Genomic DNA, 18,475 nt, shown 5'->3' with positions numbered 1-18,475 from the left:
AACCAGGTATTTTTAGGCTGAATATATAGGCTTAAAAAGGCAAACCCGGGGAACTGAAACATCTAAGTACCCGGAGGAAAGGAAATCAATATGATACTCCCCTAGTAGCGGCGAGCGAACGGGGACCAGCCGAGCCATGAGTGTGGTTAGAATGCGTTGGAATGCGCAACCAAAGTGGGTGATAGTCCCGTATAAGAAGCATGATTGGACGTATTAAGTAGGGCGGAACACGTGAAATTCTGTCTGAAGATCGGAGGACCACCTTCGAAGGCTAAGTACTCCTTACTGACCGATAGTGAACCAGTACCGTGAGGGAAAGGTGAAAAGCACCCCGACGAGGGGAGTGAAACAGTACCTGAAACCGAACGCCTACAAACAGTTGGAGGGACCTTGCGTCCTGACAGCGTACCTTTTGTATAATGGGTCATCGACTTGGTCTCACGAGCAAGCTTAAGCCGTTAGGTGTAGGCGTAGCGAAAGCGAGTCTTAATAGGGCGTTGAGTTCGTGGGATCAGACCCGAAACCGAGTGATCTAGGCATGGCCAGGTTGAAGATAAGGTAACACTTATTGGAGGACCGAACCCACATCTGTTGAAAAAGATCGGGATGAGCTGTGCCTAGGGGTGAAAGGCCAATCAAACTCGGAGATAGCTGGTTCTCTGCGAAATCTATTTAGGTAGAGCGTCGACCGAATACCCTCGGGGGTAGAGCACTGGATGGGTAATGGGGCCCCACAGGCTTACTGATCCTAACCAAACTCCGAATACCGAGGAGTACTAGTCGGCAGACACACGGCGAATGCTAACGTCCGTCGTGAAGAGGGAAACAACCCTAACCTCCAGCTAAGGCCCCTAATTCATGGCTAAGTGGGAAAGCAGGTGAGACGACCAAAACAACCAGGAGGTTGGCTTAGAAGCAGCCATCCTTTAAAGATAGCGTAACAGCTCACTGGTCTAAATAAGTTGTCTTGCGGCGAAGATGTAACGGGGCTCAAGCCATGAGCCGAAGCTGAGGATGCATTTATTGCATGGTAGCAGAGCGTAGTGTGACATAGTTCCATGTGTCCTTATCGTCCCTCGGGACGGGTTGGACACAAGGAGCTTTCTGTGAAGCTGGCGCGTGAGCGATCCGGTGGAGAGATCACTAGTGAGAATGATGACATGAGTAGCGACAAAGAGTGTGAGAGACACTCTCGCCGAAAGTCCAAGGGTTCCTGCTTAAAGCTAATCTGAGCAGGGTAAGCCGACCCCTAAGGCGAGGCCGAAAGGCGTAGTCGATGGGAACCAGGTTAATATTCCTGGGCCAGATGGAAGTGACGGATCTCGAGGGTAGTTCATCCTTATCGGATTGAATGGGCTGCTTAGAGGTCCCTGGAAATAGCTCCATCGCTAGATCGTACCCTAAACCGACACAGGTGGACAGGTAGAGAATACCAAGGCGCTTGAGAGAACTATGTTGAAGGAACTCGGCAAAATACCTCCGTAAGTTCGCGAGAAGGAGGCCCGGTTCCTAGGCAACTAGGGGCTGGGGGCACAAACCAGGGGGTGGCGACTGTTTATTAAAAACACAGGGCTCTGCGAAGTCGTAAGACGACGTATAGGGTCTGACGCCTGCCCGGTGCCTGAAGGTTAAAAGGAGGGGTGAGAGCTCTGAATTGAAGCCCAGGTAAACGGCGGCCGTAACTATAACGGTCCTAAGGTAGCGAAATTCCTTGTCGGGTAAGTTCCGACCTGCACGAATGGCGTAACGACTTCCCCGCTGTCTCCAACATAGACTCAGCGAAATTGAATTACCGGTCAAGATGCCGGTTACCCGCGGTTAGACGGAAAGACCCCGTGCACCTTTACTACAGCTTCACACTGGCATTAGGCCGAACATGTGCAGGATAGGTGGTGGGCTTTGAAACCGAGACGCCAGTCTCGGTGGAGCCTCCCTTGAGATACCACCCTTGTTCTGCTTGATGTCTAACCGCGGACCGTTATCCGGTTCCGGGACCCTGTGTGGCGGGTAGTTTGACTGGGGCGGTCGCCTCCTAAATCGTAACGGAGGCGCGCGAAGGTTGGCTCAGAGCGGTCGGAAATCGCTCGTTGAGTGCAATGGCAGAAGCCAGCCTGACTGCGAGACTGACAAGTCGAGCAGAGTCGAAAGACGGCCATAGTGATCCGGTGGTCCCAAGTGGGAGGGCCATCGCTCAACGGATAAAAGGTACGCCGGGGATAACAGGCTGATACTGCCCAAGAGTCCATATCGACGGCAGTGTTTGGCACCTCGATGTCGGCTCATCTCATCCTGGGGCTGGAGCAGGTCCCAAGGGTACGGCTGTTCGCCGTTTAAAGAGGTACGTGAGCTGGGTTTAGAACGTCGTGAGACAGTTCGGTCCCTATCTTCCGTGGGTGTAGGATACTTGAGAGGAGTTGCCCCTAGTACGAGAGGACCGGGGTGAACGATCCACTGGTGGACCAGTTGTTATGCCAATAGCAGTGCTGGGTAGCTATGATCGGACAGGATAACCGCTGAAGGCATCTAAGCGGGAAGCCCCCCTCAAAACAAGGTATCCCTGAGAGCCGAGGTAGACCACCTCGTCGATAGGCCAGAGATGTAAGCGTGGTAACACGTTCAGTTGACTGGTACTAATTGCTCGATAGGCTTGATTTGATCCAGTAGAAGCAAGACTTCAACTTATCAATCAAAAGCATACACATACAATCAGTTGTACATGACTTGGAACAAACAGCGCTCTGCCATGCAGCAGCGACTGTGAGGACTTTATTTGGTTTGGTGATCATAGCGCGAGCAAAACACCTGGTCCCATCCCGAACCCAGCCGTTAAGTGCCGTAGCGCCGATGGTACTGCGTCTTAAGACGTGGGAGAGTAGGTCATCGCCAAACCTAATAAGGTCCTCAAAAACAGTATCTCTCCACGATAACCAATATTAAACAAAACCGCCGCAGCCGCAAAAAGCTGCGGCGGTTTTGCTTTGTGGGCGATGGTTGACGTGGATGCCCAATATCCGTCCACTTTCGGTCCAATCTACGGCGCAAAGTTTCGGTAACTCTTTCCCAACTGTGTAGAGAGACTGAAATGAAGACCCAGATTGACGATTCAGAGCCACAGGACATGCAGGATTTGGATCCGGCCTCGCTGTCGGCGATCCGCAACTTGGTTAAGGGTGATCAGGAGGCTGACGCTGAGGGGGCCGCGGCGGGCCGAAAAGTTACCCCTACTACAACGTCACAGAAGCCGGCGGTGAAGCCGCGTTCTGCCGGGCGAAAGGCCTTTCCTGATTTGTCAGAATCTGAGACCATCAAGCAGAAATCAGGTAAGCTCATCGCATTGAAGCTTCCCAAGTGGCGCCCATCGCCGCGGGTTATCATCCTTGCGGCACTCGCTTTGCTGGTTGTTCTACGTCCGATGCTAATGCTTGGCCTCATCTTCTTGACGGTATCCATTACGCTGGGTGTCTTCATCGCGCTAGGCTATGATGGGTTTTGGCAACGTGCAATGGCGCTTGGGCGCTGGTATTCTAAGCGCCGGCCCGAGCGGGCGGACCGTATGCGCGCGCGGCTGGATGCCTTTGCGATGAAATGGGATGCCGTGCTTGACTGTTTCCCAGAAGGCACGGTCGATGGGCTCTACTTGCCAGACTTTGGGGAGATGGCTGCAGCTGATGTTCGGCATGACGAAGCCCTTGATCGTCGCTTTGACAAACTGCGCAACTCCGAAGCTTGAGCCGTGCGCGAAGACGTCTTGAAACTGGAGGGCGGACCCGTTACATCCGCCCAATCCGCTAATAGGGAAAGTAGTCATGGCCACCACCAATCCACTTCAGTTCATCCAGCAGGTTCGCACCGAAGTTGCAAAGGTTGTTTGGCCTACCAAGCGGGAAGTGATGCTGACCACTGTGATGGTCTTTATCCTTGCTGCGCTGACGGCTGTTTTCTTTGCGATCGTAGACATTCTGATCCGCGGCGGTCTACAGCAGATCCTTGGGATGTTCGGTTAAGCATTGCCCGCTTGGGTGAATTTATCTTTACACCCTTGAAACCTGCGTCTGCGCGGGCTATTGCGCAGACCTGACCTGAAAAGGGGCGTGCGGCGATTCGAGTTGCGCGCCGATTTTTTGTTCAGATGTTGCGGGGCTTCTGCCTCGTGTGATTGACGAATTTACATGCCGGGGCAGCCCGCATGGCAAGACAGGGACCAGAGTTCAGATGGCAAAACGGTGGTATTCGGTCAGTGTCCTGTCGAACTTCGAAAAGAAGATCGCCGAGCAGATCCGCGCGTCCGTGGCCGAGCAGGAACTTGAAGACCAGATTGACGAAGTGCTGGTGCCCACCGAAGAGGTGATTGAGGTCCGGCGCGGCAAGAAGGTGACAACCGAGCGTCGCTTCATGCCCGGCTATGTGCTGGTGCATATGGAAATGTCCGACGCGGGCTATCACTTGATCAACTCGATCAACCGCGTCACCGGTTTCTTGGGCCCGCAAGGCCGTCCGATGCCGATGCGCGATGCTGAGGTTCAAGCGATCCTGGGTCGTGTGCAGGAAGGCGAAGAAGCCCCACGCACGCTGATCCACTTCGAGATCGGCGAGAAGGTCAAGGTTGCCGACGGTCCGTTCGAGGACTTCGACGGCATGATCGAAGAGGTCGACGAGGACAACCAGCGCCTCAAGGTGTCGGTCTCGATCTTTGGCCGGGAAACCCCGGTCGAATTGGAATTCACGCAGGTCAACAAGCAGATCTGAGTGTAAGGCGGGCCGATACCCGTCATCCCGGCGCCCGAGGGTGTCGGTCACTGTGGGAGGCAAGGGCGCCGCGGCGCCCAATCCGGACCACGCAACGAAGATCCCGCGGGGCGCGCCCCAAGGGTGTTGAAAGGAGAATGGTCAGATGGCCAAGAAACTCGTCGGTACGATGAAGTTGCAAGTTAAAGCGGGTCAAGCAAACCCGTCCCCGCCCGTGGGTCCAGCCCTGGGTCAGCGCGGCATTAACATCATGGAATTCTGCAAAGCGTTCAACGCCAAGACCGCAGACATGGAGCCGGGCGCACCGTGCCCCACCGTGATCAGCTACTATCAGGACAAGTCCTTCACCATGGACATCAAGACGCCCCCGGCGTCCTACTACCTGAAAAAAGCTGCCAAGGTGAACTCTGGCGCGAAAACGCCGAGCCGTGAAACCGTCGGCACCGTGACCACCAAGCAGCTGCGCGAGATCGCAGAAGCAAAAGCCGCCGACTTGTCCGCGAACGACGTGGAAGCGGCGATGAAAATCATTCTGGGCTCTGCCCGGTCCATGGGCATCGAGGTGAAGTAAGATGGCAAAACTTGGAAAACGCACCCGCGCCGCCCGTGAAGCCTTTGCTGGCAAAGAAGAGATCACCGTTGAAGAAGCGGTAAGCCTCATAAAAGCAAACGCAAACGCAAAGTTCGACGAAACCATCGAGATCGCGATGAACCTCGGTGTTGACCCACGCCACGCAGACCAGATGGTCCGCGGTGTTGTCGGCCTGCCCAACGGCACCGGCAAAACCATGCGCGTTGCTGTCTTCGCCCGTGGCGCGAAAGCTGAAGAAGCCGAAAAGGCTGGCGCAGATATCGTTGGTGCCGAAGACCTGATGGAAACCGTGCAGTCCGGCAAGATCGACTTTGATCGTTGCATCGCGACACCCGACATGATGCCGATCGTTGGCCGTCTGGGTAAAGTGCTTGGCCCCCGTAACCTGATGCCGAACCCCAAGGTTGGCACCGTGACCATGGACGTCGCTGACGCCGTGAAAGCGGCCAAGGGTGGTGAAGTTCAGTTCAAAGCCGAAAAGGGCGGTGTCGTCCACGCAGGCGTTGGCAAACTGTCCTTCGACGAAGCCAAGCTGGCCGAAAACATCCGTGCCTTCGTTGGCGCGGTGTCCAAAGCCAAGCCTGCCGGTGCCAAAGGCACATATATGAAAAAGATCAACCTGAGCTCCACAATGGGCCCGGGCGTGTCGGTCGCTGTCGAGAACGCAACCGCCGAGTGATCCAGTGAGGTGGGAGCCAGCCTCCCACCTTACGACCCGAGATTTGGCGGCTTCGGCCGTCAGATACGCAAGGACCAGAAGATCGGTCCGCGCGTCTGTCCGAGACGGAGGGTTTGGGCTTTGGCCTGAATAATTCCTTCCTGAGATGGGAAACCGGAAAAATTCTGCCCTCGGGCGGTTTTGGCCGGGACCCTGACATTGGACCCGAATGGGATGCAGAAGACCGCATCCTGAACTGAGCCGGGGGGCAACCCCCAAATTTGGAGTGAAACTGTGGATAGAGCACAAAAAGAACAGCTGGTCGACGAACTCGGCCAGATCTTTGAAAGCTCTGGCGTCGTTGTGGTTAGCCACTACGTCGGTTTGACAGTTGCCGAAATGCAGGACCTTCGGGCGCGCGCACGCGCTGCCGGTGGGGCCGTGCGTGTTGCCAAAAACAGGCTCGCCAAGATCGCCCTTGAGGGCAAGCCATGCGAAAGCATCGCTGACCTTCTGACGGGTATGACCGTTCTGACCTATTCTGAGGATCCTGTGGCTGCGGCCAAGGTTGCTCAGGAATTCTCCAAGGAAAACCCAAAGCTGGTGATCCTCGGTGGTTCCATGGGTGAGAACGCGTTGGACGCCGCTGGTGTCGAAGCCGTGTCGAAAATGCCTTCGCGGGAGGAGCTTATCTCCACCATTGCGGGCATGCTCGGCGCACCTGCTTCGAACATCGCCGGGGCCATTGGCGCACCTGCAAGCAACATCGCATCCATCTTGTCCACGATCGAGGACAAGGCGGCTGCGTAAGGCATATCGTCAAGCCGGCGCTCGGGTTGAACACGCGCGTTGGAACACACATATCGTAACGGAAAGAGCTAAACATGGCTGATCTGAAAAAACTGGCAGAAGACATCGTTGGTCTGACTCTGCTTGAAGCACAAGAACTGAAAACCATCCTCAAAGACGAGTACGGCATCGAGCCCGCCGCTGGCGGCGCAGTGATGATGGCTGGTCCTGCTGACGGCGGCGCTGCCGAAGAAGAAAAGACCGAATTCGACGTCGTTCTGAAGAACGCCGGCGCATCCAAGATCAACGTGATCAAGGAAGTCCGCGGCATCACAGGTCTCGGCCTGAAAGAAGCCAAAGACCTGGTCGAAGCCGGTGGCAAGATCAAAGAAGGCGTCGACAAAGCCGAAGCCGAAGACATCAAAGGCAAGCTGGAAGCAGCTGGCGCCGAAGTCGAGCTGGCCTGAGCCAGAGGTGCGTGTTCTCACGCACCACGCATGAACAAGGGCTGGACGGGAGGTTTTCCTGTCCAGCCTGACCTGTTTTGACGAATGTTCCGCGCCGCGGAGTATTTCTCTGGAGAGGTCCATGGTCGGAAGGGATGCAGTGGGACGCATTCCAAGAATTGACCCGGATTTTCCGCTCTTATGGGCGCGCACCACGGCCCCGGTGGTTGATGCGCTCGGCAAGAGACACGAAAGGTGACACGACACATGGCACAATCCTTCCTTGGCCAGAAACGTCTGCGTAAATATTACGGCAAAATCCGCGAAGTGCTGGAGATGCCGAACCTCATCGAGGTTCAGAAATCCTCTTACGATCTGTTCTTGAATTCCGGCGACGCCGAGACCCCCACCGATGGTGAAGGTATCACAGGCGTTTTCCAGTCGGTTTTCCCGATCAAGGATTTCAATGAGACCTCCGTGCTTGAATACGTCAAGTACGAGCTCGAAAAGCCGAAATACGATGTTGAGGAATGTCAGCAGCGTGACATGACCTATAGCGCGCCCCTGAAGGTGACGCTGCGCCTCATCGTGTTTGATGTGGACGAAGACACCGGTGCCAAGTCGGTCAAAGACATCAAAGAACAAGACGTGTTCATGGGCGACATGCCCCTGATGACGCCGAACGGCACTTTCGTCGTAAACGGCACCGAGCGTGTGATCGTATCCCAGATGCACCGCTCCCCGGGCGTGTTCTTTGACCACGACAAGGGCAAAACCCACTCTTCGGGTAAGCTCCTGTTCGCCTGCCGCATCATCCCCTACCGCGGCTCTTGGCTGGACTTCGAATTCGACGCCAAAGACATCGTCTTTGCCCGGATCGACCGCCGCCGCAAACTGCCTGTGACGACCTTGCTCTATGCCCTCGGGCTGGACCAGGAGGCGATCATGAACGCCTACTACAAGACGGTCACCTACACGCTTGAGAAGAACAAGGGCTGGATTGCACCCTTCTTCCCCGACCGCGTGCGCGGCACCCGTCCGACCTATGACTTGGTTGATGCGGCCACTGGCGAAATTCTGTTCGAAGCCACCAAAAAGGTCACGCCTCGGGCCGTCAAAAAGCTGCTCGACGAAGGCAAAGTCAAAGAACTGCTGCTGCCCTTCGATCACATCGTTGGCAAGTTCGTCGCGCGCGACATCATCAACGAAGAAACCGGCGCGATCTATGTCGAGGCCGGTGACGAGTTGACGCTGGAGTATGACAAGGACGGCACGCTGATCGGTGGCACCGCGAAGGAGCTGATCGACGCGGGCATCACCGAGATTCCGTTGTTGGACATCGACAACGTCAACGTCGGCCCCTACATGCGCAACACCATGGCGATGGACAAGAACATGAACCGCGACACCGCGCTCATGGACATCTACCGCGTCATGCGCCCGGGCGAGCCACCCACCGTTGAGGCCGCCTCCGCGCTCTTTGACACGCTGTTCTTTGATAGCGAACGCTATGACCTCTCGGCCGTTGGCCGCGTGAAAATGAACATGCGTCTGGCACTCGACAAGCCCGACACACAGCGTACGCTGGACCGTGACGACATCGTCGCCTGTATCAAAGCGCTGGTTGACCTGCGCGATGGCCGTGGCGACATCGACGACATTGACCACCTTGGCAACCGTCGTGTGCGTTCCGTCGGCGAACTGATGGAAAACCAGTACCGCGTTGGCCTGCTGCGCATGGAGCGCGCGATCAAAGAGCGGATGTCCTCCGTCGAGATCGACACCGTGATGCCGCAAGACCTGATCAACGCTAAGCCAGCCGCGGCTGCGGTGCGGGAATTCTTTGGCTCCTCGCAGCTGTCGCAGTTCATGGACCAAACCAACCCGCTCTCCGAAGTGACGCATAAGCGTCGTCTCTCGGCGCTTGGACCCGGCGGTTTGACACGTGAGCGTGCGGGCTTTGAAGTGCGTGACGTTCACCCGACCCACTATGGTCGGATGTGCCCGATTGAAACGCCGGAAGGGCCGAACATCGGTCTGATCAACTCGCTGGCCACCTTTGCCCGCGTGAACAAATACGGCTTCATCGAAACGCCTTACCGCGTTGTCAAAGACAGCACCGTCACCGACGAAGTGCACTACATGTCCGCGACCGAGGAAATGCGTCACACCGTGGCACAGGCGAACGCCAACCTCGACGAGAACATGAAGTTCGTGAACGAGATGGTCTCGACCCGTCAATCCGGCGACTACACGCTGGCGCCGACGGAAAACGTGGACCTGATCGACGTTTCACCGAAACAGTTGGTCTCGGTCGCTGCCTCCTTGATTCCGTTCCTTGAAAACGACGACGCCAACCGCGCTCTGATGGGCTCGAACATGCAACGTCAGGCCGTACCGCTTCTTCAAGCCGAAGCGCCGCTCGTCGGCACCGGCATCGAAGAAGTTGTGGCACGCGATTCCGGGGCGGCCTACACGGCACGCCGTGCGGGTATCATCGACCAGGTCGATGCGTCGCGTATCGTGATCCGGGCCACCGAAGACCTCGAGCTGGGCGACGCGGGTGTGGACATCTACCGCATGCGCAAGTTCCAGCGCTCGAACCAGAACACCTGCATCAACCAGCGTCCGCTGGTGAAAGTGGGCGAGAAGGTCACCAAGGGTCAGGTCATCGCGGATGGTCCGTCCACCGACATGGGGGAACTGGCGCTCGGCAAGAACGTCGTCGTCGCCTTCATGCCGTGGAATGGCTACAACTACGAAGACTCCATCCTGATCTCCGAGCGGATTTCGCAAGACGACGTCTTCACCTCGATCCACATCGAGGAATTCGAGGTCGCCGCGCGTGACACGAAACTTGGGCCAGAAGAGATCACCCGCGACATTCCCAACGTCGGCGAGGAAGCCCTGCGCAACCTCGACGAAGCCGGTATCGTGTATATTGGTGCGGACGTAGAGCCGGGCGACATCCTTGTGGGTAAGATCACACCGAAGGGCGAAAGCCCGATGACGCCGGAAGAAAAGCTTCTGCGTGCCATCTTTGGTGAGAAAGCCTCTGACGTGCGCGACACCTCGTTGCGTGTGAAGCCGGGCGATTTCGGCACCGTTGTCGAAGTGCGCGTCTTCAACCGTCATGGCGTCGAGAAAGACGAGCGTGCGCTGCAGATCGAGCGTGAGGAAGTCGAACGTCTGGCCCGTGACCGGGACGACGAGCTGGCGATCCTTGACCGCAACATCTACGCGCGTCTTAAGGATATGATCCTTGGCAAAATTGCCGTCAAAGGCCCGAAAGGCGTGAAGGCGAACAGCCAGATAACCGAGGAACTGCTGGAAACGCTGACCCGTGGTCAGTGGTGGCAGCTGGCCCTTGAGGACGAGGATGACGCGAAGATCGTCGAAGCCCTGAACGAGCAGTATGAGATCCAGAAGCGGACCTTGGATGCGCGTTTCGAGGACAAGGTCGAGAAAGTACGTCGTGGTGACGATCTGCCCCCGGGTGTGATGAAGATGGTCAAAGTGTTCGTGGCGGTGAAGCGTAAGCTGCAGCCGGGCGACAAGATGGCCGGTCGTCACGGGAACAAGGGTGTGATCTCGAAAGTGGTGCCGATGGAGGACATGCCGTTCCTCGCCGATGGTACCCCGGTCGACTTCTGCCTCAACCCGCTCGGTGTTCCATCGCGGATGAACGTTGGTCAGATTCTTGAGACACATATGGGCTGGGCCGCACGCGGTCTGGGCATCAACATCGACGAGGCGCTGCAAGAGTATAAGCGTTCCGGTGATCTGACACCTGTGCGTGAAGCAATGCAGCTGGCCTATGGTGATGATGTCTACGAAGAGGGCATCAGCGGCATGGACGAGGACACGCTTCTTGAAGTGGCCGACAACGTGCGCCGCGGTGTGCCGATCGCCACACCGGTCTTTGACGGTGCCAAGGAAGCGGACGTGAACGACAGCCTCAAGCGGGCCGGGTTCGACACCTCCGGTCAGTCGGTGCTGTTCGATGGTCGTACAGGTGAGCAGTTTGCCCGCCCGGTGACTGTCGGCGTCAAGTACCTGCTCAAGCTGCACCACTTGGTGGACGACAAAATCCACGCACGTTCTACAGGGCCGTACTCCCTCGTCACACAGCAGCCGCTGGGTGGTAAGGCACAGTTCGGTGGCCAGCGCTTTGGTGAGATGGAAGTCTGGGCGCTCGAAGCCTACGGCGCCGCTTACACATTGCAGGAAATGCTGACCGTCAAGTCGGACGACGTCGCGGGCCGAACCAAGGTCTATGAAAGCATCGTCAAGGGCGAGGATAACTTCGAAGCGGGCATTCCAGAGAGCTTTAACGTTCTCGTCAAGGAAGTGCGCGGCCTCGGCCTGAATATGGAACTCCTGGATGCGGACGAGGATGAGTGACGCGGTAACGGAATTTTTCAAAAATTCCGCCCCGTTTTCTTTCAAAGAAAACGGGGCCGTCCCCTCCTAACGCACCCCTTTCAAGGATTTGAAAATGAACCAGGAACTGACAAACAACCCGTTCAACCCGCTGACGCCACAAAAAGCGTTTGACGAAATCAAGGTCTCTTTGGCCTCGCCCGAGCGGATCCTCAGCTGGTCCTTCGGTGAGATCAAAAAGCCGGAAACCATCAACTACCGGACGTTCAAGCCCGAGCGTGACGGCCTGTTCTGCGCGCGTATCTTTGGCCCGATCAAAGACTACGAATGCCTTTGCGGCAAATATAAGCGGATGAAGTATCGCGGCGTTGTCTGCGAGAAATGCGGTGTCGAAGTGACGCTGCAAAAGGTCCGTCGTGAGCGTATGGGCCACATCGAGCTGGCCTCGCCCGTCGCGCACATTTGGTTCCTCAAGTCGCTGCCCTCGCGCATTGGCCTGATGCTGGACATGACCCTGCGTGATCTGGAACGTGTTCTCTACTTTGAGAACTACGTCGTAATCGAGCCGGGCCTTACCGATCTTCAATACGGTCAGATGATGACCGAAGAAGAGTACATGGACGCCCAAGACGCCTATGGCATGGACGCTTTCACCGCCAACATCGGTGCCGAAGCGATCCGTGAAATGCTGGCCGCCATCGATCTGGAAGCCGAAGCCGAGACCCTGCGCGCCGATCTGAAAGAGGCGACAGGCGAGCTGAAGCCCAAGAAGATCATCAAGCGTCTGAAAGTGGTTGAGTCCTTCCTCGAGTCGGGCAACCGTCCTGAGTGGATGGTCATGACCGTGATCCCGGTGATCCCGCCAGAACTGCGCCCGCTGGTACCGCTGGATGGTGGCCGTTTCGCGACCTCCGACCTGAACGACCTGTACCGCCGCGTGATCAACCGGAACAACCGTTTGAAGCGTCTCATTGAGCTGCGCGCACCTGACATCATCGTCCGCAACGAAAAGCGGATGCTGCAGGAATCCGTCGACGCTCTGTTCGACAACGGCCGTCGTGGCCGCGTCATCACCGGTGCCAACAAGCGCCCGCTGAAGTCGCTGTCCGACATGCTGAAAGGTAAGCAGGGTCGCTTCCGTCAGAACCTTTTGGGTAAGCGCGTCGACTTCTCGGGCCGTTCGGTCATTGTGACCGGCCCTGAGTTGAAGTTGCACCAATGTGGTCTGCCCAAAAAGATGGCTTTGGAGCTTTTCAAGCCGTTCATCTACTCGCGGCTTGAGGCCAAAGGTCTGTCCTCCACCGTGAAACAGGCGAAAAAGCTGGTAGAAAAAGAGCGCCCCGAGGTTTGGGACATTCTTGACGAGGTGATCCGCGAACACCCCGTCATGCTCAACCGCGCGCCGACGCTTCACCGTCTTGGCATTCAGGCGTTCGAGCCCGTTCTGATCGAAGGTAAAGCGATCCAGCTTCACCCGCTGGTTTGCTCGGCTTTTAACGCTGACTTTGACGGTGACCAGATGGCCGTTCACGTGCCGCTCTCGCTGGAAGCCCAGCTCGAAGCGCGTGTTCTGATGATGTCCACGAACAACGTTCTGTCGCCTGCAAACGGTGCGCCGATCATCGTGCCGTCGCAGGATATGATCTTGGGTCTCTACTACACGACCCTTGAGCGCCAAGGCATGGTTGGCGAAGGCATGGTCTTTGGTTCGGTTGATGAGGTGCAGCACGCCCTCGACGCCGGTGCGGTTCACCTGCACTCGAAAATCAAGGCACGGATCAAACAGATCGATGCCGAAGGCAACGAAGTGATGATGCGCTTCGACACGACCCCCGGCCGTGTGCGTCTTGGTGCCTTGCTGCCGTTGAACGCCAAAGCGCCGTTTGACTTGGTCAACCGTCTGCTGCGGAAGAAAGAAGTGCAGCAGGTCATCGACACCGTCTACCGTTATTGCGGTCAGAAAGAGTCGGTTATTTTCTGTGACCAGATCATGACGATGGGTTTCCGTGAAGCTTTCAAAGCGGGCATCTCCTTCGGCAAAGACGACATGCTGATCCCCGACACCAAATGGCCGCTGGTTGAAGAGACCCGCGAGCAGGTGAAGGACTTTGAGCAGCAGTATATGGACGGCCTGATCACTCAGGGCGAAAAGTACAACAAAGTCGTCGATGCATGGTCGAAGTGTAACGACAAAGTCACCGAAGCGATGATGGGCTCCATCTCGGCCACCACGTACCACGAGAATGGTTCCGAAAAAGAGCCGAACTCGGTCTACATGATGGCCCACTCCGGTGCGCGTGGCTCGGTCACGCAGATGAAACAGCTGGGCGGGATGCGCGGCCTGATGGCGAAGCCGAATGGCGACATCATTGAGACGCCGATCATCTCGAACTTTAAAGAAGGTCTGACCGTTCTTGAGTACTTCAACTCGACACACGGTGCGCGGAAAGGTCTGTCGGATACCGCTCTGAAAACAGCGAACTCCGGTTACCTGACTCGCCGTCTGGTGGACGTAGCCCAGGACTGCATCGTGCGTGAGCATGACTGCGGGACCGAAACTGCGATCACTGCCGAAGCGGCTGTGAACGATGGCGAAGTCGTCTCCTCGCTGGCCGAGCGTCTGCTGGGCCGTGTTGCAGCTGATGACATTCTGGCGCCAGGCACCGAGGAGGTCATCGTGCCCGCCGGTGGTCTGATCGACGAGCGGATGGCCGATGCGATTGATGCGGCGGCTGTTCAGGTTGCCCGTATCCGTAGCCCGCTGACATGTGAGGCCGAAGAAGGCGTCTGTGCCATGTGCTATGGTCGTGACCTTGCACGCGGTACGCTGGTGAACCAAGGTGAGGCCGTTGGCATCATCGCGGCCCAGTCGATTGGTGAGCCAGGTACACAGCTGACGATGCGGACGTTCCACATCGGCGGCGTTGCTCAGGGTGGCCAGCAGTCCTTCCAAGAGGCCAGCCAGTCCGGTAAAATCGTGTTCGAAAACGCTCAGACGTTGGAAAACAGCTCTGGCGAGATCCTCGTCATGGGTCGGAACATGAAGCTGTCGATCGTTGACGAAAGCGGTGATGAGCGGTCCAGCCACAAAGTCGGCTACGGTACCAAACTCTTCGTCAAGGATGGCGATACCATTGCGCGCGGCGACAAGCTGTTCGAGTGGGATCCCTATACCCTGCCGATCATCGCCGAGAAGCCAGGTATGGCCAAATACGTCGACCTTGTGTCGGGCATCGCTGTCAAAGACGACACTGATGACGCGACAGGCATGACCCAGAAGATTGTGATCGACTGGCGCGCGGCCCCCAAAGGCAACGAGCTTAAGCCTGAGATCATTCTGGTTGGTGACGATGGCGAACCGGTACGCAACGACGCGGGCAACCCGGTGACCTATCCAATGTCCGTGGATGCCGTTCTGTCCGTTGAGGATCAGACCGAAATCCAAGCGGGTGACATCATCGCGCGTATCCCGCGTGAAGGTGCCAAGACCAAGGACATTACCGGTGGTCTGCCTCGTGTGGCCGAACTCTTTGAGGCACGTCGCCCCAAAGATCACGCCATCATCGCGGAAATCGACGGCTATGTGCGCTTCGGCAAGGACTACAAGAACAAGCGCCGCATCGCGATTGAAAGCTCGGATGATCCGGACGTGAAGGTTGAATACATGGTGCCCAAGGGGAAACACATCCCCGTTGCCGAAGGCGACTTCGTGCAGAAGGGTGACTACATCATGGACGGCAACCCCGCGCCGCACGACATTCTGGCGATTATGGGCGTCGAGGCCTTGGCCGAGTACATGATTGACGAGGTGCAGGACGTTTACCGCCTGCAGGGTGTGAAGATTAACGACAAACACATCGAAGTCATCGTCCGTCAGATGCTGCAAAAGTGGGAAATCCAAGAAAGCGGCGACACCACACTGCTGAAGGGCGAACACGTCGACAAGCAGGAGTTCGACACCGCCAACGAGAAGGCGCTGAAGAAAGGTGGCCGTCCTGCCAAGGGCGAACCGATCCTGCTGGGCATCACCAAGGCGTCGCTTCAGACCCGCAGCTTTATCTCTGCCGCGTCCTTCCAGGAAACAACGCGCGTGCTGACCGAAGCTTCGGTTCAGGGCAAGCGGGACAAGCTGGTTGGCCTGAAAGAGAACGTCATCGTGGGCCGTTTGATCCCGGCGGGTACTGGTGGGGCGACCCAGCAGATGCGCAAAGTGGCGACAGACCGCGACAACGTTGTGATCGAAGCGCGCCGCGAAGAAGCCGAGGCGGCAGCCGCTCTGGCCGCTCCGACCGCTTCTGCGCAGGACGACGTCGTTGGTGGCGATGTGTTCAACACGCCAGTGGGTGATGACGAAAGCCGCGATTGATCGCAGGCTTGACCTGAAAATCAATGGCCCCCGCAGTGAAAGCTGCGGGGGCTTTTTCGTTCCCTCGATTGCGCCGCGGCTCCTAAGGCACAGTGGCTGCCAGATTGCACGGTTCTGTCGCGCTAGCCTTACATCCGCCACATAGCCGCAATAGGACGGGGGCAGCTCAACCGTCGCAAGGCTCTTCAGATGGCATCCCGCATTTTACATATCGATGATGATCCGATCATTCTGGAATTGGTAAAGATGATCTTTTCCGACGATCTCTCTTTGACCTTTGTCTCTTGCCTGAACGCCCGCGATGCGCTGGCGGTGGTCGAAGACCTGAAACCCGATCTTATCATCAGCGATATCTCGATGCCTGATATGGGGGGGATGGAACTCGCACATCGGTTTGGCCAGAATCCTGCCATCGCGGGAACACCGATCATTTTCCTCAGTGGGCGTACCCGCGACCTTGAGGTCTATGACGCCTTCCGCGACCTGGAAGCCACCGTGATGCAGAAACCTGTCGACCCGGGACAACTTCGCAGCACGGTCCGGCAACTGCTTGCCAGTCAGCAACAACAGATGACGCAGGCGTCGAACCAGTGAGAACGGGCAGCCGCTGATCGATCCGTCAACTGTTGTACTAGTTAACCCGCAGACGATGGGCGCAAGCCACCGTTCTTGACAGCCCTAGTGCCCGCTGCCAGTCATTGGACAGCGGCACCGATATAAGCCGCACCCAATTTCCCGGAGCGCGTTCATGTCCCCCAATACCATCGGCGCATTGCTGATGATCGCCTCGATGGCATGTTTCACGTTTAACGACACGCTGTTGAAAATGACGGACGGTGCGCTGCCACTGTTCCAATTGCTGTTTCTTCGAGGTGCGACGACTTCGGTATTGATCTTTGCCCTCAGCAGGCAGTTAGGGCGCATCGATTTTCGGCTAGAGGCACGGGATTGGCGTGTGATCGCCTTGCGCTCTGTTGCCGAGATTGCCGCGGCATATTTTTTTCTTACCGCGCTGTTCAACATGCCTTTGGCCAATGTCACAGCGATCCTTCAGGCGGTGCCGCTTTCGGTCACACTGGCCGCGGCACTGGTGCTGCAGCAGGCGGTGGGTTGGCGGCGGCTGCTCGCCATCGGGATCGGTTTTTGTGGTGTATTGTTAATCGTCAAACCGGGGGCAGAGGGCTTTAACATCTGGTCTATCTACGTGTTGATCGCCGTGCTTTGCGTAACGGTACGCGACCTCTCGACGCGGGCGCTGTCGGCGTCGGTGCCATCGATGACTGTGACGCTGGTCACCGCCTTGTCGGTGATGACGGCGGCGGGGCTAGCATCGCTCAGCGCACCTTGGGCACCAGTGACGCCTTCGCTGGCGTTGCTGATCGGCGGCTCTGGGGTGTTTGTCTTGGGCGGTTACTTCTTTTCGATCCAAGTCATGCGCACCGGCGATGTCGCGTTCATCGCGCCGTTTCGCTACACCGGGTTGCTTTGGGCGCTGTTGCTGGGGTGGCTTATTTTTGGCGATTGGCCGGGCACGCTTACCCTGATCGGCGCGGGCATCGTTGTCGCCACGGGGGTCTTCACCCTCTACCGCGAGCGAAAGCTGAAAATTCAGGCGGCAAAAGTCCGGCGTATCTGACCCGCATCAATGGCAAAGCGTTCCCGAAAGAGCGCTTCGCCCTCTGCGTTGAGTGGGGAGACTTGTACCTTATGCGCAAGCCCCTGCCGCGAATCGTTTGACCCGTTGTGGCTGCGCACAAACATCGCGGGGTCAGGCAGGCTGACGTAGGGCATGAACCGGGGCAGCTTCATATGCGCGAAGTTCATTATGGTCAGGGAGCTGCCGCCTTTGACATACATCGCCAATGCCGCGACGTTCAGCGGGCGAAAAACCTCTGCCGCGCGAATGCCGTTTGGCCCAAATTCGGCAATATAGCCCTTGGGCCAATCAAAGGCGACGGAACGTTGCCCGCGGAGCAGGCCCGCGCTGTCTTCGACTGTGCCGCGCAGGCGGGCGATGAAATCCACCGAAACCGCATCGTCATCGTCATAGCGAAATTGCAGGCAGGGTTCCTTGGGGTTTATCCGCGCGGCGTTCAGCACCTCTTTCATCACTTCGCGATGCTGTCGGGGGGGCTCGCGGTGAATTACGGCCTGAGGAAGGTCAGTGAGAAGCGATTCGAGCCGTTGGACATGCCGGGCTGGAAATTGGTCTCCGATTAGGAAGACGATGGAAAAATCTGGGTCCGTTTGCGCCTTGAGGCAGGGCAGGGCGACCGTCTCTAGCAATCGCAAGCGCTCTTCAAGCCGTGCTTCCGCGTAAAGGTATGCGATCCGCTCCTCGATGGTCTCGTGCCCGACCTGAAACCCGCCAAGGGCAGGGTAAGAAAAACGGCACAGGCCGATGGCTTGCATGATATTGTCCCTCAAGGATAAGTCTCTGATGAATATGGCGGCAGAGCTTTGTTGCTGGCAAGGGGGCGGAGCCAGAACCGGCG

12 protein-coding genes and 2 rRNA genes (1 of these 14 only partly in view) are annotated in these 18,475 nt (G+C 57.2%); 13 read left to right on the top strand and 1 reads right to left on the bottom strand.

The genetic code is table 11. The features are described from left to right. From ACSQ16_RS17135 to ACSQ16_RS17075, 13 genes are all read left to right on the top strand, one after another. Positions 1-2,655 (top strand): 23S ribosomal RNA (locus ACSQ16_RS17135); it begins 179 nt to the left of the window's first position. A gap of 119 nt (positions 2,656-2,774) precedes the next feature. Next, a 5S ribosomal RNA gene (rrf, locus tag ACSQ16_RS17130) occupies positions 2,775-2,889 on the top strand. A gap of 193 nt (positions 2,890-3,082) precedes the next feature. Further along, the gene (locus tag ACSQ16_RS17125; protein WP_243262211.1) at positions 3,083-3,730 is read left to right on the top strand and encodes a hypothetical protein; all 648 of its coding nucleotides are present in this window, start codon (positions 3,083-3,085) and stop codon (positions 3,728-3,730) included. A 76-nt stretch (positions 3,731-3,806) separates the two neighbouring features. Continuing rightward, positions 3,807-4,004 (top strand): preprotein translocase subunit SecE, encoded by a 198-nt coding sequence (gene secE / locus ACSQ16_RS17120; RefSeq protein WP_007118815.1) that lies wholly within the window; start codon positions 3,807-3,809, stop codon positions 4,002-4,004. Between the two features lie 208 nt (positions 4,005-4,212). Then, entirely contained in the window at positions 4,213-4,746 is a 534-nt protein-coding gene (gene nusG, locus ACSQ16_RS17115; protein WP_007118816.1) for a transcription termination/antitermination protein NusG, read from the top strand. A 145-nt stretch (positions 4,747-4,891) separates the two neighbouring features. Further along, positions 4,892-5,317 carry a 50S ribosomal protein L11 gene (gene rplK, locus ACSQ16_RS17110; RefSeq protein ID WP_067622128.1) on the top strand — a complete coding sequence of 142 codons (426 nt, stop codon included), beginning with the start codon at positions 4,892-4,894 and terminating at the stop codon, positions 5,315-5,317. A 1-nt stretch (position 5,318) separates the two neighbouring features. Next, complete coding sequence (gene rplA / locus ACSQ16_RS17105; RefSeq protein WP_067622131.1) at positions 5,319-6,017, top strand: 50S ribosomal protein L1; 699 nt, start codon at positions 5,319-5,321, stop codon at positions 6,015-6,017. A 273-nt stretch (positions 6,018-6,290) separates the two neighbouring features. Beyond that, positions 6,291-6,806: a 50S ribosomal protein L10 gene (rplJ, locus tag ACSQ16_RS17100; protein WP_007118819.1), complete on the top strand. Its 516-nt coding sequence runs from the start codon at positions 6,291-6,293 to the stop codon at positions 6,804-6,806. Positions 6,807-6,880: 74 nt separating this feature from the next. Continuing rightward, on the top strand, positions 6,881-7,252 hold the full coding sequence (rplL, locus tag ACSQ16_RS17095; protein ID WP_067622135.1) for a 50S ribosomal protein L7/L12: 372 nt from the start codon (positions 6,881-6,883) through the stop codon (positions 7,250-7,252). Between the two features lie 246 nt (positions 7,253-7,498). Then, positions 7,499-11,635 (top strand): DNA-directed RNA polymerase subunit beta, encoded by a 4,137-nt coding sequence (rpoB, locus tag ACSQ16_RS17090; protein ID WP_243262212.1) that lies wholly within the window; start codon positions 7,499-7,501, stop codon positions 11,633-11,635. A 94-nt stretch (positions 11,636-11,729) separates the two neighbouring features. Continuing rightward, positions 11,730-15,980, top strand: a complete 4,251-nt coding sequence (gene rpoC / locus ACSQ16_RS17085; RefSeq protein ID WP_243262213.1) for a DNA-directed RNA polymerase subunit beta' — start codon at positions 11,730-11,732, stop codon at positions 15,978-15,980. Positions 15,981-16,169: 189 nt separating this feature from the next. After that, entirely contained in the window at positions 16,170-16,574 is a 405-nt protein-coding gene (locus ACSQ16_RS17080) for a response regulator (RefSeq protein WP_243262214.1), read from the top strand. Positions 16,575-16,728: 154 nt separating this feature from the next. Then, a complete protein-coding gene (locus ACSQ16_RS17075) occupies positions 16,729-17,616 on the top strand; it encodes a DMT family transporter (RefSeq protein WP_243262216.1) in 888 nt (295 codons plus the stop codon). On the opposite strand, the gene ACSQ16_RS17070 is transcribed toward ACSQ16_RS17075, so the two are convergent. After that, positions 17,589-18,392: a putative rhamnosyl transferase gene (locus ACSQ16_RS17070; RefSeq protein ID WP_243262218.1), complete on the bottom strand. Its 804-nt coding sequence runs from the start codon at positions 18,390-18,392 to the stop codon at positions 17,589-17,591. The genes ACSQ16_RS17075 and ACSQ16_RS17070 overlap by 28 nt on opposite strands. Positions 18,393-18,475 lie beyond the last annotated feature (83 nt).

Origin of the sequence: Sulfitobacter sp. SH24, assembly GCF_965641895.1 — a bacterium.
GTDB classification, from domain to species: domain Bacteria; phylum Pseudomonadota; class Alphaproteobacteria; order Rhodobacterales; family Rhodobacteraceae; genus Sulfitobacter; species Sulfitobacter dubius.
Note: the sequence above shows the minus strand (reverse complement) of the source record. Positions and strands in the feature narration are given on the sequence as shown.

Coding starts and splice junctions, on each gene's coding strand:
- ACSQ16_RS17125 (WP_243262211.1), top strand. CDS start 3,083: ATGAAGACCCAGATTGACGATTCAGAGCCACAGGACATGCAGGATTTG.
- secE (WP_007118815.1), top strand. CDS start 3,807: ATGGCCACCACCAATCCACTTCAGTTCATCCAGCAGGTTCGCACCGAA.
- nusG (WP_007118816.1), top strand. CDS start 4,213: ATGGCAAAACGGTGGTATTCGGTCAGTGTCCTGTCGAACTTCGAAAAG.
- rplK (WP_067622128.1), top strand. CDS start 4,892: ATGGCCAAGAAACTCGTCGGTACGATGAAGTTGCAAGTTAAAGCGGGT.
- rplA (WP_067622131.1), top strand. CDS start 5,319: ATGGCAAAACTTGGAAAACGCACCCGCGCCGCCCGTGAAGCCTTTGCT.
- rplL (WP_067622135.1), top strand. CDS start 6,881: ATGGCTGATCTGAAAAAACTGGCAGAAGACATCGTTGGTCTGACTCTG.
- rpoB (WP_243262212.1), top strand. CDS start 7,499: ATGGCACAATCCTTCCTTGGCCAGAAACGTCTGCGTAAATATTACGGC.
- rpoC (WP_243262213.1), top strand. CDS start 11,730: ATGAACCAGGAACTGACAAACAACCCGTTCAACCCGCTGACGCCACAA.
- ACSQ16_RS17080 (WP_243262214.1), top strand. CDS start 16,170: ATGGCATCCCGCATTTTACATATCGATGATGATCCGATCATTCTGGAA.
- ACSQ16_RS17075 (WP_243262216.1), top strand. CDS start 16,729: ATGTCCCCCAATACCATCGGCGCATTGCTGATGATCGCCTCGATGGCA.
- ACSQ16_RS17070 (WP_243262218.1), bottom strand. CDS start 18,392: ATGCAAGCCATCGGCCTGTGCCGTTTTTCTTACCCTGCCCTTGGCGGG.